The 15,486-nt window shown below is 75.1% G+C and carries 17 protein-coding genes; 10 read left to right on the top strand and 7 right to left on the bottom strand.

The genetic code is table 11. The annotated features are described in order from the left end of the window. Window positions 1–14: 14 nt before the first annotated feature. A complete protein-coding gene (locus tag ACI78T_RS13535; protein ID WP_456558625.1) occupies window positions 15–2,864 on the bottom strand; it encodes a bifunctional diguanylate cyclase/phosphodiesterase in 2,850 nt (949 codons plus the stop codon). 191 nt (window positions 2,865–3,055) lie between these two features. Between ACI78T_RS13535 and fdxA the strand changes: the two genes are divergently transcribed. Together fdxA and dapC are read left to right on the top strand one after the other, a co-directional pair. Beyond that, a complete protein-coding gene (fdxA, locus tag ACI78T_RS13530) occupies window positions 3,056–3,382 on the top strand; it encodes a ferredoxin (RefSeq protein ID WP_456558624.1) in 327 nt (108 codons plus the stop codon). 8 nt (window positions 3,383–3,390) lie between these two features. Next, the gene (gene dapC / locus ACI78T_RS13525) at window positions 3,391–4,512 is read left to right on the top strand and encodes a succinyldiaminopimelate transaminase (protein ID WP_456558623.1); all 1,122 of its coding nucleotides are present in this window, start codon (window positions 3,391–3,393) and stop codon (window positions 4,510–4,512) included. Between the two features lie 12 nt (window positions 4,513–4,524). On the opposite strand, the gene ACI78T_RS13520 is transcribed toward dapC, so the two are convergent. The 3 genes from ACI78T_RS13520 to dapD form a co-directional block, all read right to left on the bottom strand. Next, entirely contained in the window at window positions 4,525–5,022 is a 498-nt protein-coding gene (locus tag ACI78T_RS13520; RefSeq protein WP_456558622.1) for a hypothetical protein, read from the bottom strand. A gap of 74 nt (window positions 5,023–5,096) precedes the next feature. Then, complete coding sequence (locus ACI78T_RS13515) at window positions 5,097–5,720, bottom strand: hypothetical protein (protein WP_456558621.1); 624 nt, start codon at window positions 5,718–5,720, stop codon at window positions 5,097–5,099. Window positions 5,721–5,772: 52 nt separating this feature from the next. Continuing rightward, window positions 5,773–6,747, bottom strand: a complete 975-nt coding sequence (gene dapD / locus ACI78T_RS13510; protein WP_456558620.1) for a 2,3,4,5-tetrahydropyridine-2,6-dicarboxylate N-succinyltransferase — start codon at window positions 6,745–6,747, stop codon at window positions 5,773–5,775. Window positions 6,748–6,820: 73 nt separating this feature from the next. Here dapD and dapE point away from each other — a divergent pair, with 73 nt between their 5' ends. Genes dapE through ACI78T_RS13490 form a run of 4 tightly spaced genes read left to right on the top strand, consistent with a single transcriptional unit; the run spans window position 6,821 to window position 9,615 of the window. Next, window positions 6,821–7,954, top strand: coding sequence for a succinyl-diaminopimelate desuccinylase (gene dapE, locus ACI78T_RS13505; RefSeq protein WP_456558619.1), 1,134 nt, complete (start codon window positions 6,821–6,823; stop codon window positions 7,952–7,954). Beyond that, window positions 7,951–8,796: an LOG family protein gene (locus ACI78T_RS13500; RefSeq protein ID WP_456558618.1), complete on the top strand. Its 846-nt coding sequence runs from the start codon at window positions 7,951–7,953 to the stop codon at window positions 8,794–8,796. The genes dapE and ACI78T_RS13500 overlap by 4 nt, the downstream gene beginning before the upstream one ends. Beyond that, window positions 8,796–9,170, top strand: coding sequence for a DivIVA domain-containing protein (locus ACI78T_RS13495; RefSeq protein WP_456558617.1), 375 nt, complete (start codon window positions 8,796–8,798; stop codon window positions 9,168–9,170). Before ACI78T_RS13500 ends, ACI78T_RS13495 begins: the two co-directional genes overlap by 1 nt. After that, on the top strand, window positions 9,163–9,615 hold the full coding sequence (locus ACI78T_RS13490) for an SRPBCC family protein (RefSeq protein ID WP_456558616.1): 453 nt from the start codon (window positions 9,163–9,165) through the stop codon (window positions 9,613–9,615). The genes ACI78T_RS13495 and ACI78T_RS13490 overlap by 8 nt, the downstream gene beginning before the upstream one ends. A 1-nt stretch (window position 9,616) precedes the next feature. Here ACI78T_RS13490 and ACI78T_RS13485 read toward each other — a convergent pair whose 3' ends face one another. Continuing rightward, the gene (locus ACI78T_RS13485) at window positions 9,617–9,943 is read right to left on the bottom strand and encodes a hypothetical protein (protein WP_456558615.1); all 327 of its coding nucleotides are present in this window, start codon (window positions 9,941–9,943) and stop codon (window positions 9,617–9,619) included. A gap of 90 nt (window positions 9,944–10,033) precedes the next feature. Here ACI78T_RS13485 and ACI78T_RS13480 point away from each other — a divergent pair, with 90 nt between their 5' ends. After that, window positions 10,034–10,939, top strand: coding sequence for a DMT family transporter (locus tag ACI78T_RS13480; protein WP_456558614.1), 906 nt, complete (start codon window positions 10,034–10,036; stop codon window positions 10,937–10,939). A 1-nt stretch (window position 10,940) separates the two neighbouring features. Here ACI78T_RS13480 and ACI78T_RS13475 read toward each other — a convergent pair whose 3' ends face one another. Beyond that, window positions 10,941–12,434: a glycosyltransferase family 39 protein gene (locus tag ACI78T_RS13475; protein WP_456558613.1), complete on the bottom strand. Its 1,494-nt coding sequence runs from the start codon at window positions 12,432–12,434 to the stop codon at window positions 10,941–10,943. A gap of 61 nt (window positions 12,435–12,495) precedes the next feature. On the opposite strand from ACI78T_RS13475, the gene ACI78T_RS13470 reads away from it, so the two are divergent. The 3 genes from ACI78T_RS13470 to ACI78T_RS13460 all read left to right on the top strand — a co-directional run bounded on the left by ACI78T_RS13470 (window position 12,496) and on the right by ACI78T_RS13460 (window position 14,953). Next, complete coding sequence (locus ACI78T_RS13470) at window positions 12,496–13,056, top strand: DNA-3-methyladenine glycosylase I (RefSeq protein ID WP_456558612.1); 561 nt, start codon at window positions 12,496–12,498, stop codon at window positions 13,054–13,056. Window positions 13,057–13,181: 125 nt separating this feature from the next. After that, complete coding sequence (locus tag ACI78T_RS13465) at window positions 13,182–13,349, top strand: DUF3117 domain-containing protein (RefSeq protein WP_012947303.1); 168 nt, start codon at window positions 13,182–13,184, stop codon at window positions 13,347–13,349. An 86-nt stretch (window positions 13,350–13,435) separates the two neighbouring features. Continuing rightward, window positions 13,436–14,953 (top strand): leucyl aminopeptidase family protein, encoded by a 1,518-nt coding sequence (locus ACI78T_RS13460; RefSeq protein ID WP_456558611.1) that lies wholly within the window; start codon window positions 13,436–13,438, stop codon window positions 14,951–14,953. An 18-nt stretch (window positions 14,954–14,971) separates the two neighbouring features. On the opposite strand, the gene ACI78T_RS13455 is transcribed toward ACI78T_RS13460, so the two are convergent. Further along, the gene (locus ACI78T_RS13455; protein ID WP_456558610.1) at window positions 14,972–15,484 is read right to left on the bottom strand and encodes a DinB family protein; all 513 of its coding nucleotides are present in this window, start codon (window positions 15,482–15,484) and stop codon (window positions 14,972–14,974) included. Between the last annotated feature and the right edge of the window lie 2 nt (window positions 15,485–15,486).

The following is a 15,486-nucleotide window of genomic DNA, read 5'->3' as shown; positions in this document are numbered from 1 at the left end:
GCGGCGCGGGGCGGTCAGGACGGCTGGGGGACCCCGCGCTGGGTGGGGATGCCGCCGCGCGGGACGAACCTGGGCTGCTCGGCCAGCCAGGCGAGGAACCGCTCGGCGGGCATGGGGCGGGCGATGTGGTAGCCCTGGGCGTAGTCGCAGCCCCACGCGCGCAGCGCGGCGAGCGTCGGGGCGTCCTCGACGCCCTCGACGACCATGGTCATGTCGAGGTCCAGGCTCAGCTGCAGGGTGCTGCGGACGATCGCGGCCGCGCGCTCGTCCGACGTCAGGTCGCTCACGAAGCTGCGGTCGAGCTTGAGCTCGTCGACCGGGAGCGCCCGCAGGTAGGACAGCGACGAGTAGCCGGTGCCGTAGTCGTCGATCGACAGCCGGACGCCCAGCCGCCGCAGCCCCGCCATGACCTGCTGGCTCCGGGCCGCGTCGGCCATGAGCACGTCCTCGGTGATCTCGAGGATCAACGCGTCCGCGGGCACGTCGAAGGAGTCGAGCAGCATCTCCACCTGCTCGGGCAGGGCGACGTCCTGCAGGTTGGAGACCGACAGGTTGACCGCCACGGTCAGGTCCAGGCCACCCGCCCGCCACGCCCGCAGGTCGCGCAGCGACCGCTCCAGGACGCGCAGCGCGAGCCTGCGCATCAGGCCCGCCTGCTCGGCGAGCGGGAGGAACACGTCGGGGTAGAGCAGGCCGCGCTCGGGGTGGTTCCAGCGCACCAGCGCCTCGACGCCGGTGACGCCGCCGGTCCGCAGGTCCAGCTTCGGCTGGTAGTGGACGTCGAGCTGGTCGGTGTCCAGTGCCGTGCGCAGCTGCTCGAGGGTCTCCAGCCGGTCGCGGGAGGCGGTCGACCCGTCCGGTGCCCAGATCTCGTAGCCGTTGCGGCCGCGCTTGGCCACGTACATCGCGGTGTCCGCACGGGCCAGCAGCAGCGACCGGTCCCGCCCGTGCTCCGGGCAGAGCGCGACGCCGATGCTGGCGTCGACGTGCAGGGGCATCCCGTCGAGCACGAACGCGTCGCGCAGGGCGGCGATGAGCCGGCCCGCCACCTCCTCGGCGCGGGCGGCGTCGGCACCGGGCAGGAGGACGGCGAACTCGTCACCGCCCATGCGCGCCAGCAGGTCGCCGGGCTGCAGCGCCCGCTCCAGGCGCGGCCCCACCAGGCAGAGCAGGTCGTCGCCGACGCTGTGCCCGAAGCTGTCGTTGATCTCCTTGAACCGGTCGAGGTCGATCATGAGGACGGCGCAGTCGGCGTCGGAACCGTAGACGGTGGTCTCGAGCTCCTCGATGAACCGGCGGCGGTTGGCCAGCCCGGTCAGCGGGTCGTGGTGGGCCTCGGTCGCCAGCTGCTGGAGGCGCAGCTTCTCGACGGCGCGCAGGGCGGCGTTCTCCACGACCAGGGACCCCTCGAGGGTCACCTGGCGGACGGCCTCGCGGACCTCGGCGGACCACGTGCGGGGCTGGGACACCGAGCCGCTGACGACCAGCCCGAGCAGCCGGTCGCCGGAGAACAGGGGCACGCTGACGTAGGAGGCCAGGTCGATGGCCCGGGTCAGACGCGGGTCGAGCAGGTCGTCGTCCGGCGCGTCCTCGACGAAGACCGGCAGCCTCTGCTCGGCGGTGAGCCGCCAGAGCGGCACGTCGGCGGCGGGGCGCCCCACCAGCTGGGTCGCGATGACCTGCTTGTGCTCCTGCGGCCAGTCCACGTGCCGGACCTCGCCGATGGTGCCGTCGTCGGCGATCAGGTAGGCCGCGCTGCGGTCGGTGCCGGCCAGGCGCTGGACGGCGCGGGCGAGCACCTCCGCGGCCTCGGACACCCCGGTGGCCCCGGCGCCGTCGACCAGCATCTGCCGGACGACGCGGGCGGTCGTGAGGGAGGCGGCGCGGGCCTCGCTGGTGCGGGCCTGCTCGATCACGCCACCGAGGTGCGCGCCGGCTGCCGCGGCGAGCCGGCGGACGTCCTCGGAGAAGGGCCGCACCACGGTGCTGTCCAGGGTGAGGACGCCGGCGAGGTGGGGGCTGCGCCCGATCGGGACGGCGAGGCCCGAGGCGACGCCGAACTTCTCGACCCACCAGCCCGAGAGCAGGCCGGAGTCCTTGTCGGCCGTCATCGGCCGGCCGGTGCGCAGCACCGTCTCGGCCAGGTGCATCCCGACCGGGGCGTTGATGAACTGCTCCCAGGTGGCCACGTCGCGGCGCCCGTCGGCGTAGGCGGCCATGCGCGGCACGAGCCGGCCGTCCTCGAGCAGGAAGATGCAGGCCCGCTCGACCTCGCCCAGCTCGGCCAGCTGGCGGCAGGCGGAGCCGAGGAGGTGGTCCATCGACTGCGCCTTCGACGCGGACTCGATCAGGCTGAGCAGCACCTCGACCTGGGCGGTCCGGCGCTTCTCGGAGCGGCGGGTCCAGGCCTCGGACAGCGCGACGGCGAGCCGGGGGGTCACCTGGCGGAGCAGGTGGGGTGCGGCCGCGGCGGACGGCTCGATGGTCAGGATGCCGACCACCTGGCCGTCGACGAGCAGCGGCTCGCCGTGCGCGGACCGCACACCCCGCTCGGCGAGCTCCTTGTCGGAGAGCCGGCGGCCCTCGGCCTTCGCGACGAGCGACTTCCGGCTGCGGACGATCGCGGCCATGAACGGCGAGCTGGAGAGCGTGACGGCGGTGCGGGGGGTCGCCGCGGGCGTGGCGTCGGCCGGGTCGGCGACCGCCTGCCGGAAGGGGACGACCATCTCGGTCGAGGCCTCGTGCACCCACACCGACACCCGCGTCGCCCCCGCGGAGGCGCGCAGGCGGGCGAGCAGGCCCTCGAGCGCCGCCTGGGCGTCGTAGGGCGACGCCTGCACCCAGTGGCGCGTCTGCTCTGACACGGGATCGAGATCGGCAGGCCGGCGGAATGCTTGAGCCGCCGCCTCCGCCCACCCCCTACGGGGTGAGGGCCGCCCGCCCCGATCGGGCACCCGTCGCGCCCGGTCGCCCGGCCGCGCGGCATACTGAGCGCGATCGATCGACCCTGGCCCCGACCAGGGATCGTGCTCCGCGTCCCCGGGAGGGAACCACCGTGACCTACGTCATCACACAGGCCTGCGTCGACGTCCTCGACAAGGCGTGCATCGACGAGTGCCCGGTGGACTGCATCTACGAGGGCGACCGGATGCTCTACATCCACCCCGACGAGTGCGTCGACTGCGGTGCCTGCGAGCCGGTCTGCCCGGTCGAGGCGATCTACTACGAGGACGACGTCCCGGACAAGTGGCGGGACTTCTACAACGCCAACGTGGAGTTCTTCTCCGACCTCGGCAGCCCCGGCGGTGCGGCGAAGACCGGCAAGATCGGCAAGGACCACCCGTTGGTCGCCGCGCTGCCGCCGCAGGGCGAAGGGCACTGACGGCCCCCTTGGCCGGCGACACGGCCCCGGGGACGTCCCGGTCGCTGCCGGACTTCCCGTGGGACGCCCTGACCGGGGCCCGCAGCCGCGCCGCGGAGCACCCCGGCGGGGTGGTCGATCTCTCGATCGGCACCCCGGTCGACGACACCCCGGCACTGCTGTCCGCGGCGCTGACCGCCGCGGGCAACGCCCCGGGTTACCCGACCGCCCTGGGCACGCCGGAGCTCCGCACGGCCGCGGCCGGCTGGCTCCGGCGCCGGCTCGGCGTGGAGATCGGCGACCCGCTGGCCGCCGGCGGCCCCGCGCTGGTGCCGACGGTGGGGTCCAAGGAACTGGTCGCCCTGCTGCCGACCCTGCTCGGGCTCCGGACCGGCACGGTGATCGTCCCGGAGGTCGCGTACCCGACCTACGAGGTCGGCGCCGTGCTCGCCGGGCTGGCCGTACGCCGCACCGACGTCCCGCCGCCGGACGCGGCCGGCGTCGTGCTGGTGTGGCTGAACTCGCCGGGCAACCCGCACGGCCGCGTGCTGAGCGACGACCAGCTCCGCGCGTGGGTCTCGTGGGGCCGGGCGCACGGCGTCCCGGTCGTCGCCGACGAGTGCTACGTGACGCTGGGCTGGGACGTCGAGCCCCGCTCGCTGCTGCACCCCGCCGTCGCCGGCGGGGACCACACCGGCCTGCTGGCGGTGCACTCCCTGTCCAAGCAGTCGACGGCGGCCGGGTACCGGGCGGGCCTGCTCTCCGGTGACCCGGCCCTCGTCCGCCCGGTCTGGGAGGTCCGGCGGCACCTCGGCCTGCTGGTCCCCGGTCCGGTGCAGGCCGCGATGGCGGCGGCCCTGGACGACGACGCGCACGTCGAGGCGCAGCGCGAGCGGTACCGCGCCCGCCGGGACGTGCTGGCCGCCGCCGTCCGCAGCGCCGGGCTGCGCATCGACCACTCCGAGGCGGGGCTGTACCTCTGGGCGACCCGCGACGAGGACTGCTGGACGACGATCGACTGGCTGGCCGACCTGGGCATCGTCGCCGCGCCCGGCAGCTTCTACGGCCCGGCCGGCGCCCGGCACGTCCGCCTGGCGCTGACCGCCACCGACGAGCGGATCGCCGCGGCGGCGGAGCGGCTGGGCGGCTGAGCGCTCAGCCGGTCACTGCGGCTCGCGGTACCGGATGACGGTGCCGGCGCCGACCCGGCGGGCGGCGGTCAGGCTGAGCAGCGCCCGGCGCAGCACCTCGCCGGCGTCGGCGTCGCCGACCACGGGTGCGATCCCCGCAGCGGCGGTGAGGCCCGGGACCCCGAGCGCCGGGACGGCGGCCACGAGCCGGGCCGCGGCCGTCTCGGCCGCGGTGACCGGGCCGCCGAGCACGACGGCGAACTCGCCGGGCCCGGACTTGCCGAGGAAGTCGTCGGCGCGCAGCGAGCTCGCCAGCAGAGCGGTGACCTGGGCCAGGGTGCTCTGCGCGGTGGGCCAGCCGTCGTCGCGGCGCAGGAGGCCGATGACCATGAGGGTGGCGGTGCCGCCGGCGGTCTGCTGCTCGGCGATGCGGCCGAGGACGGCGTCGCGGGAGGGCAGCAGGGCGGTCACGTCGGAGACCGCTGCCTCGGGCGCGGCCGCGAGGGGAGTGGTGTCGTGTGCGGTCGTCATGGGAGAGCTGTCGGCGTCCCGGCCGGTCGCATTGAGGGTCTGACCGGCGGCTTCCCCCTCGCGGGGGACGGCGGTCAGCCCTCGGCGCAGGGGCTGCGGCCCTGCTGGAGGGCCGCCGTGAGTTCCACGGCCATCCCCTCGTGCTGCTGGTAGAGCTCCGGGAAGCCGCTGCGCTGGACGGCCTGGGCGACGTCGGTGAGCCGGCCGGTGTCCCAGCCGGGCACCTGGACGAGGCGGTCGTAGAAGATGCCGGCCGCGTAGACCGGGTCCTGCACCTGGTCCTCGGACCCCCACCCCTGCGAGGGTCGCTGCTGGAAGAGGCCCAGGGAGTCGCGGTCGCCGTGGTCGAGGTTGCGCAGCCGCGATTCCTGCTGCGCCGTCGCCAGCGCGATCACGATCGCGCGGTCGGGCAGCCCGCGGTCCCTGCCGACCTGGGCGATGGTCTGCGCGTTGCCGAGCTGCTCGTCGGTCAGCGTCACGCCGGAGGCGGGCAGCCGGCAGCCGTCCGCGGCCATGTCGCTCCTCGGGTCCCAGGCCACGCCGACGAGCACGGCGGCGGCGACGAGCAGGGCGGGCCACCACTTCCGCGCGAGCTGCTCGAGCGGGCGGCGACGACGTGACGGCCGGCGGCCGCCTTTCCTGCGGCGCTGCCCCTTCCGGCCCGGCGCGGGACGACCGGAGCTGTGCAGGGTGACCATCGCGTTCGACTGTAGGTGCCGTTCCTGGACGTTCCCTGGAACGGCGAGCCGTTCAGTTCGCGTGCAGCTCCGCGTTGAGCGCGCCCCAGCTGCCCTCGCGGGGGAGGGCCTCGAGGGCGCCGCTCACGCTGTTGCGGCGGAACAGCAGGCCGCTGCGCCCCGACAGCTCGCGGGCCTTGACCACCGAGCCGTCGGGCAGGGTCACGCGGGACCCGCCGGTGACGTAGCACCCCGCCTCGACGACGCACCCGTCGCCCAGCGAGATGCCGATGCCGGCGTTCGCGCCCAGCAGGCAACCCTTGCCGATCGAGATGGTCTCCTTGCCGCCCCCGGACAGCGTCCCCATGATCGAGGCGCCGCCGCCGATGTCGCTGTCGGCGTCCACGACCACGCCGGCGCTGATCCGGCCCTCGACCATCGACGGGCCGAGCGTCCCGGCGTTGTAGTTCACGAAGCCCTCGTGCATGACCGTGGTGCCCTCGGCCAGGTGTGCGCCGAGGCGCACGCGGTCGCCGTCGGCGATGCGGACGCCGGAGGGGATCACGTAGTCGACCATCCGCGGGAACTTGTCCACGCCGAACACGGTCACGTTGCCGACGGCGGCCCGGAGCCGGTGGGCGTTGAAGCCGGCTGCCTCCACCGGCCCGGCGCTGGTCCACGCGACGTTGGTGAGCAGGCCGAAGATGCCGGTGAGGTCGGCCTGGTGCGGGCGGATGAGCCGGTGGGAGAGCAGGTGCAGCCGCAGCCAGACGTCGTGGGTGTCGACCGGCGGCTGGGACAGGTCGGGGATGACCGTGCGCACGGCGATGATCTCCACCCCGCGGGCCTCGTCCCGGCGGACGAGGCCGCCGTAGTCGGGGCCGAGCTCCCCGGAGAGCTCCAGCGCGCCGAGCCGGGTGGTACCCGGCTTGGCGTCGGCGGGAGCACCGAGGCGGGGCTCCGGGAACCAGGTGTCGAGGACCGTTCCCGAGGGGGTCACGGTGGCCAGCCCGGCGGCGACGGCGGAGGTGGGAGCTGCGGCGGTCACGGCCGGAACGCTACCCAGCGCTGCCCGTGCCGGGGCGGGCCGGTCCGGGCGCCGCCCCCTAGGCTCGGCAGTCGTGACCGACCTCCCGCCGCTCGACCTCACCGCCGACGTCCTCGCGCTCACGCGGGCGCTGGTGGACGCGCCGTCGGTCTCCGGCTCGGAGGGGCCGCTCGCCGACGCCGTCGAGGCCGCGCTGCGCGCCCTGGGTGGGCTCGAGGTCGAGCGCGTGGGCGACAGCGTGCTGGCGCGGACCAACCTCGGGCGCGCGTCCCGGGTGGTGCTCGCCGGCCACCTCGACACCGTGCCGATCGCCGACAACGTGCCTTCCGACCTGCGGGAAGCCGACGGGGTACAGCGGCTGTACGGATGTGGCACCAGTGACATGAAGGCCGGCGACGCGGTCATGCTGCGGCTGGCCGGGCGGTTCGGCGTCCCGGGCGCGGAGCCCGCGCACGACCTCACGTTCGTGTTCTACGACAACGAGGAGGTCGAGCACGCGAAGAACGGCCTCGGCCGGGTGGCGCGGGAGAAGCGCGGCTGGCTCTACGGCGACCTCGCCGTCCTCATGGAGCCCACGGACGGCGAGATCGAGGCAGGCTGCCAGGGCACGCTGCGCGCCGTCCTCGAGGTGACCGGCCGGCGGGCGCACAGCGCACGCAGCTGGCTCGGGGTCAACGCCGTGCACGGCGCCGCCGGCATCCTGGCGACCCTGGCCGGGTACGAGGCCCGCGAGGTGGAGATCGACGGCTGCACCTACCGGGAGGGCCTCAACGCCGTCGGGATCGAGGGCGGGGTGGCCGGCAACGTGATCCCCGACGAGTGCCGGGTGACGGTCAACTTCCGCTACGCCCCCGACCGGGACGAGGACGCCGCCGAGGCGCACGTGCGCGAGGTCTTCGCCGACGCGGTGACCGGCGGCGCCACGCTGACCGTCGTCGACAACGCCGGGGGAGCCCTGCCGGGGCTCTCCGAGCCCGCCGCCGCCGACTTCGTCGCCGCGGTGGGCCGCGCGGCGCGGGCCAAGCTCGGCTGGACCGACGTCGCCCGGTTCGCCGCGTTCGGCATCCCGGCGGTGAACTACGGGCCGGGGGACCCGCAGCTGGCCCACACCCGCGAGGAGCACGTCCGCGTGGACCGGCTGCAGCCGGCCGAGGACGCCCTGATCGCCTACCTGTCCGGCACCACCGTCGTGAGGAACCAGGCATGACCCAGCCGCCGTCCCCCCAGCCGCCCGACGGCCGCCGGCCGCGACCCACGCGGCACCGCGGGCCCATCATGCTGCGCGGGGGCGAGCCCGACCCGCAGACCGTCGGCACCACGACCGACCAGCGGCTGCTCGACCGGCGCGGCCCGACGGACTGGGTGCACACCGATCCGTGGCGCGTGCTCCGCATCCAGAGCGAGTTCGTCGAGGGCTTCGGCCTGCTCGCCGAGCTGCCCCGCGCGGTGAGCGTCTTCGGCAGCGCCCGGACGCCGCGGGACCACCCGCACTACGCCGCGGGCGTGGCGATCGGCGCCGCCCTCGCGAACGCCGGCTACGCGGTGATCACCGGCGGCGGCCCGGGGGCGATGGAGGCGGCGAACCGCGGTGCCTCCGAGGCCGGCGGCCTGTCGGTCGGCCTGGGCATCGAGCTGCCGTTCGAGCAGGAGCTCAACGAGTGGGTCGACGTCGGCATCTCGTTCCGCTACTTCTTCGTGCGCAAGACGATGTTCGTGAAGTACGCCCAGGCCTTCGTCATCCTCCCGGGCGGCTTCGGCACCCTGGACGAGCTGTTCGAGGCCCTGACGCTGGTGCAGACGCGCAAGGTGACCCGCTTCCCGGTGATCCTCTTCGGCAGGGAGTACTGGTCGGGGCTGGTCGAGTGGATCCGGACGACGCTGGCCTCCACCGGCACGATCAACGCCGCCGACCTCGACCTGATCACGGTCACCGACGACATCGCCGAGGTCATGTCGGTGATCCAGGCCGCGGACGCCGCCCGGCGCTCCGGCGACGGGGGCGGGGGCATGCAGCAGGTCCAGGTCGACCAGCGTCCCGTCGAGGGCTGATGCTCTCGTTCGTCGCCTTCGTCGTCGGCGTGCTGGTGGTCGGTGCGCTGCTGTTCCTGGGTGCCTCGCTCCTGCTCGGCCGCGGCGAGACCCGGCCTCCGGCGGAGGCCGACCGCTCACCCGTCGCGCTGCCGGGCGACCGGCCGGTGACGGCGGACGACGTCCGGGGGCTGCAGCTGTCGGTGACCGTCCGCGGGTACCGGATGACGGAGGTCGACTGGCTGCTCGACCAGTTCGCCGCGGTCCTCGAGGAGCGCGACGCCGAGATCGCCACCCTGCGCGCCCAGCTGCATCCGGCGCCCGCGCCCGCGACGAAGGAGCAGCAGCCGCCGGACGACGGCGCGGTCGACGAGGAGGAACCCCCGCGTGCCTGACCTGGTGGAGCGCATCGACGTCGACGCACCGCCCGAGCGCGTGTGGGCGCTGCTGACCGACTGGGAGCGGCAGGGCGACTGGATGCTGCTCACCGACGTCCGCACGGTGGGCGACAGCGCGCAGCGGCTGCACGGGCGGCTCGCCGCCCGGACGGGGCTGCCGCTGCCCGGCCGGCGGCGGCTCGGTGTCCTCGACACCATGATCATCACGAAGTGGGACCCGCCCCGGCTGGTCGAGGTCCAGCACACCGGGCGCATCGTGCGCGGGCCCGGCACGTTCGAGGTGCTGCCGCGGGGTGCGCACTCGACGGTCGTCTGCAGCGAGACCTGGTACCTGCCCTACGGCTACCTGGGGGTGGCCGGCTGGTTCCTCTCCCGGCCGCTGGTGCTCTGGGGCCTGCGGCGCTCGCTGCAGCGGCTGGCCGCGCTCGCCGAGCGGGGCTGAGTCAGCGCGGCGAGCGCACGTGGGCCAGCGCCTCGCGCGCGAGCTGCAGGTCGGCCGCCGGGTCGGTGACGGTCGCCCACTCGCGCATCGGGCTGCCCTTGCCGTTGGCGAACGGCGCGCACGTGCCGGCGCCGATCAGCTCGGCCACCCGCGCCGCGGGGAGCTTCACCACGACGCCGCCCTGCACCTGCATCGCGAAGATCGAGCCGTCCACCTTCAGCGCCTCCGACCCGAAGGCGCGCCGACCGCCACCCTCGGCCGGCGGCACCACGCCCGGCGCCCCGGCCAAGGCGTCGACGAGCACGGCGAAGCGTCCGGCAGCGTCCACGCGCACATCCCAGCCCTCCGGCCGGTCGCCCCGCAAGACCGTCGGCGTCGTGGGCGAGGATGCTGCCGTGACGACGAGGGAGGACCGGCCGTGAGCCGCCGGGGCTGGGCGCTGTTCCTGACCATGTCGGTCATCTGGGGCATCCCGTACCTGCTCATCAAGGTGGCCGTCGACGAGGTCTCGCCGGAGATGCTCGTGTTCGTCCGCTGCGTGGTGGGAGCGGCTCTGCTGCTCCCGTGGACCATCGCGACGGGCCGGCTGCGGCCGGCGCTGCGCCACTGGCGGGCGCTGCTGCTGTTCACCCTGCTGGAGATGGCCGGCCCCTGGTTCCTCATCGCCTACGCCGAGGGGACGCTGTCGAGCTCCCTCACCGGGCTGCTCGTCGCCGGCGTCCCCTTCGTGGCGGCCCTGGCTGCGCGCGTGGCCGGTGAGGACGAACGGCTGACCCCGATCCGGATCCTGGGCATGGCGATCGGCGTCGTCGGCATCGCCGTCCTGCTGGGGCTGGACTTCCACGGTGCCCAGCTGCTGCCCCTGCTCGCGATAGGGCTCGTCCTGATCGGCTACGCCACCGGCCCGCTCGTCGTCTCCCGGGCGCTGCCCGACGTGTCCGGCGTGGCCGCCAGCTCGATCGCCCTGTTCGTCACCGCGGTCGTCTACGCGCCGTTCGCCCTGCCGGACTCCGGTCAGCTGGCCGACGTGTCGGCCCCTGCCTGGCTGTCGCTGATCGGGCTGGGCGTCATCTGCACCGCGCTCGCGCTGGCGCTGTTCTTCTCCCTGATCCGGGAGGTCGGCCCGCAGCGGGCCCTGGTGATCACGTTCGTCAACCCGGCGGTGGCGGTCCTGCTCGGCGTCGTCCTGCTCGACGAGCCCTTCACCCTCGGCATCGCCCTGGGCCTGCCGCTGGTGCTGGTGGGCTGCGTCCTCGCCACCCGCCGCAGCCCCGTGCCCAGCCGGCCGTCCGAGCTGTGCGACGTGGACTCCGCCGTCCCCTGAGTCAGCCGAGGCGGCGCAGCTCCGGCCAGATCTCGCGCCACGGCACCCGGCGGTCGGTGGCGACGAGCACCGGCGTGCCCTGCTCGTCGTTGTCGAGGCCGACGCCGTTGTCCACGGTGCCGGCGGTCTCGACCTCCCCGAACCAGCGCGCCAGCCGCTCGTCGTCGATCCCCACGGCGACGACGGCGTCGACGTCCTCCGGCGGCACCCCCCAGGTCCAGTACGAGTTGTGGCCGCTGTAGGCGGGCCCGAGGTCCGGCGCGAACCTGTCGACGGCGCCGGCCTGCCCGTAGTTCGAGGTGAGGACGACGACCGGCTCGCCGGCGGGGAGCTGGCCGCGGGCGGCGCGAACCTCGGCGACCAGGCGCGGCCAGCCGACGGTCTCGCCGGCGTCGTAGTTGACGTCGGGCACCGGGGTGCCGGCCAGCCGATCAACGGGCACCACGGGGAGCCCGAGCGTCCCGTCGATCGCCAGGCTGAGGACGAGGGCCGCGATCACCAGCCCCGCGCGCACCCGGCGGGCGCCCCGGCGCGTCCAGTCGACGACCGGGCCGGCGCCGGCGGCCAGCAGCACCGGGTACATGCCGGCGAGGTAGTACGGCTTGCCGCCGGTGAGCAGGAAGACGACCACGAGCACGACGTAGGCGACGGCGAAGGCACGCCAGGTGCGCAGCGCCGGATCGCGGGCCAGCCGCCACCACCCGGCCACCCACACGGGGACGAGGAGCGGGCTGACCAGGACGAGCTGGAAGGGCACGAACAGGTACCAGGGCTCGCTGGTGCCCGAGCTGCCGCCGGCGATCGCCTCGGCGAGCTCCAGCTGCGGCCAGCCGTTGGCCGCCTGCCACACCAGGTTGGGTGTCCAGACGGCGAGCGCCACCAGCCCGCCCAGCCACGGCCAGGGGGAGCGGAGGGCCGAGCGCGGCCCGACCGCGAGGACGCCGACCACGACGGCGGCCAGGAGGAACGCCGGCTGCACCTTGTTCTGCAGCGCCACGCCGGCGACCGCGCCGGTCAGCAGCCAGACCGGCCCGCCATCCCGCAGGGCGCGCACCAGCAGCCAGGAGAGCGCCGTCCACGCGAGGAGGTCGGGCGTCGTGGTCGAGAGCAGGTGGCCGACGATCAGCAGGACCGAGGACACCGCCATGCAGGCCGCGGCCAGCAGCTGCGCCGTCCGTCCCGCGCCGAACTCGCGCGCGATCAGCCCCGTGATCAGCACCAGCAGGCCCGCGGCGAGCGCGGACGGCAGCCGCAGCCCCACGAGGGAGCCGGGGAACAGCTCGTCCATGGCGCGGGCGAGCAGCGGCGTGAGCGGGGGCTGGTCGACGTAGCCGAACGCGAGCTCGTGCCCGGCCCGCAGGAAGTACAGCTCGTCGCGGTGGTAGCCGTACCGGCCGGCGAAGGCCAGCAGCAGGACGGCGACGGCGGCGGCCAGCGACGCCCGCGGGAGCCAGGCGACCGGCGGCCGGCGGAGGACTGCCTCGGGAGGGGCCACGGCCGGACCGTAACGGGGCGCGGGGCAGGACATGTCGGACGCGCGCGCTAGCGTCCGCGCCGTGCCGGACGAGAAGACCCGTTGCGCGTGGGCGGACAGCACGCCGGACTACGTCCGGTACCACGACGAGGAGTGGGGCACGCCCCTGCGCGGGGACGACGCGCTGTTCGAGCGGCTGTGCCTCGAGGCGTTCCAGTCGGGGCTGTCGTGGATCACGATCCTGCGCAAGCGGCCGGCGTTCCGTGCGGCGTTCGCGGGCTTCTCCATCGACGCCGTGGCCGAGTTCGGGCCCGACGACGAGGCGCGGCTGATGGCTGACGCGGGCATCGTGCGCAACCGGGCGAAGATCGAGGCGGCGATCCGCAACGCGCGGGCCGCGCAGCAGCAGCCGGAGGGCCTCTCCGACCTGCTGTGGTCGTTCGCGCCGACGGGTCCGCGGCCCCGTCCGGCCACGATGGCCGACGTGCCCGCCACGAGCCCCGAGTCGGTCGACATGGCCAAGGAGCTCAAGCGCCGGGGCTTCGTCTTCGTCGGTCCGACGACCGCCTACGCGCTCATGCAGGCCACCGGGATGGTCGACGACCACGTCGCCGGCTGCTTCCGCGCGAACGCGGGCGGGTGACCCGCAGGGGGGCTCGTGTTGGACGGACGGCGCTCATACGGGATCATTGGTGCAGAGCGCACAGCAGCGACGGACGCCCACGCTCCTGCTCCGGCAGGCGTGATGGGCCGATGAAGGAGGCACGCATGGCGGCCATGAAGCCGCGCACGGGTGAAGGTCCCCTCGAGGTCACCAAGGAGGGGCGCGGCCTGGTCATGCGCGTACCGCTCGAGGGGGGCGGTCGCCTGGTCGTCGAGCTGTCGCCCGACGAGGCGGCGGCGCTGTCGGAGGCACTGAAGGGCGCGACCAGCTGAGCACCTCCGCGAGCCTGCCCCCGGGCAGCCCCGCGAACGACACGGCCCCGGCCGTCGGCAGCTCGCCGGCGACCGGGGCCGCGCCGTTGCCGCGGGTCGAGATCGTCTCCGTCGTCCCGGCGCTCGGCCCCGAGGACGTCCTCGCCGTCCCGGTCGGGGCCGGCGGGGCCCTGCCGGCCTGGCTCGACGTCTCCGCCGACCCGCCGGTCAGCCCCGAGCTGCTGGCCGGTGCCCTGGCCGACACCGGCAACCGGGGCAGGGCCGGCACCGTTACGAACATCCCGATCGCCGGACGGCGGCCGCGCAGCGTCGTCGCCGTCGGGGTGGGGGAGGGCACGCTGCCCGACCTCCGGGGCTACGTGGCCACCGCGGTGCGCCGGGCGCAGACGCTGGCCGAGCACGGTGCACAGCGGCTCGTCCTGCCCCTGGACACGACCGTCGCCCCGGCGGGGGCCGTCGAGGTGCGCGCCGCCGTCGAGGCCGCCCTGCTGTCGGGCTACCGGTTCCGCGAGCTGTCGACGCCGCACCCGCCACGGCTGGCGGCGGTCACCGTGGTCGCCGCCGACGCCGAGGACCCGGCGGTCGTGTCCGCGGTCGAGGCCGGCCGCGTCACGGCCGGGGCCGTCGCCTGGGCGCGCGACCTGACCAACACCCCGAGCAACGTGAAGAACCCGGCCTGGCTCGCCGACCAGGCCGTCGAGCGGCTGTCCGGCCTGCCGCACGTCCAGGTGACGGTCCTGGGTCCGGACGAGCTCCGAGCGGGCGGCTTCGGCGGCGTCCTGGCCGTGGGCGGAGGGTCGGCGACCGCGCCCCGCGTGGTGGTGGCCGCCTACCGGCACCCGTCGGCGGGTCCGGGGCACCCGGTCCTGGTCGGGAAGGGCATCACCTTCGACACCGGCGGCCTCTCGATCAAGCCCAACGCCGGCATGCGCGAGATGAAGACCGACATGGCCGGTGGCGCCGCGGTCCTCGCGGTGGTCGACGCCGCCGCGCGCCTCGAGCTGCCGGTGGCGGTGACGGCAGTGGTCCCGGCCGCCGAGAACGCCGTGTCCGGCTCCTCCTACCGCCCCGCCGACGTCGTCCGGCACGTGGGCGGGCGCACGACCGAGGTGCTCAACACCGACGCCGAGGGCCGCATGGTGCTCGCCGACGGGCTGGCCTACGCCCGCCTGGAGCTGGGCGCGACCGTGCTGGTCGACGTCGCCACGCTCACCGGGGCGATGAAGGTCGCCCTCGGCACGAAGACGGCGGGCCTGTTCGCCACCACCGACGGCCTCGCCGACGCGCTGCGCACGGCCGGGGCGCAGGCGGGGGAGGCGTCGTGGCGCATGCCGCTGCTGGAGGAGCACCGCGACCTGCTCGACAGCGCCGTCGCCGACGCCAACAACGCGCCGGGCAACCCCGGCGGCACCACGGCCGCGCTGTTCCTGCAGCCGTTCGCCGGGGACCTGCCGTGGGCGCACTTCGACGTCGCCGGGCCGGCGCGGGCCGGCTCCGACGACGCCGAGGTGGTCAAGGGCGGCACCGGGTTCGGCGTCCGGACGCTCCTGCACTGGCTGGAGGCCGGGGCGCCGGTCGAGCAGGAGGAGACGGTCCTCGACTGAGCGACGGCTCGGCCGGCGCTACTCGCCGGTCGAGCCGTCGATCGCCTCGCGCAGCAGGTCGGCGTGCCCGGCGTGCCGCGCTGTCTCCTCGATCATGTGCAGCAGCACCCAGCGCAGGTCCCAGCGGTTCCCCGTCCGGCGTGACGTCCCGGCCGACAGCTCGTCCAGGCTCGCGGCCGCGGCGACCACCTCCCGGCTGCGGGCGCACGCCTCGACGTAGCGGGCTCGCAACTCGGCCGGCTCGAGCTCCGTGGCCGTGCGGAACTCGAAGTCGGGGTCGGCGTCCCAGTCGACGCCGGCCCACGGCTCGCGCTCGGGGTTCCCGGCGAAGCGCTCCTGGAACCAGGAGTCCTCCACGAGGGCCAGGTGGTTGAGCAGGCCCGCCAGCGTCAGCGACGACGACGGGATGGTCCGCGCCAGCTGCTCGGCGCTCAGACCCTCGGTCTTCAGCAGCACGGTCTCGCGCTGGAAGTCGAGGAAAGCAGAGAGCAGGTCGCGTTCGGAGCCGGAGTCCGGCGGATCGGTGCGCACGG

The organism is Blastococcus sp. SYSU D00922, assembly GCF_054050495.1.
The sequence above is the reverse complement of the archived record's forward strand: the minus strand, read 5'-3'. Positions and strand labels throughout refer to the sequence as shown.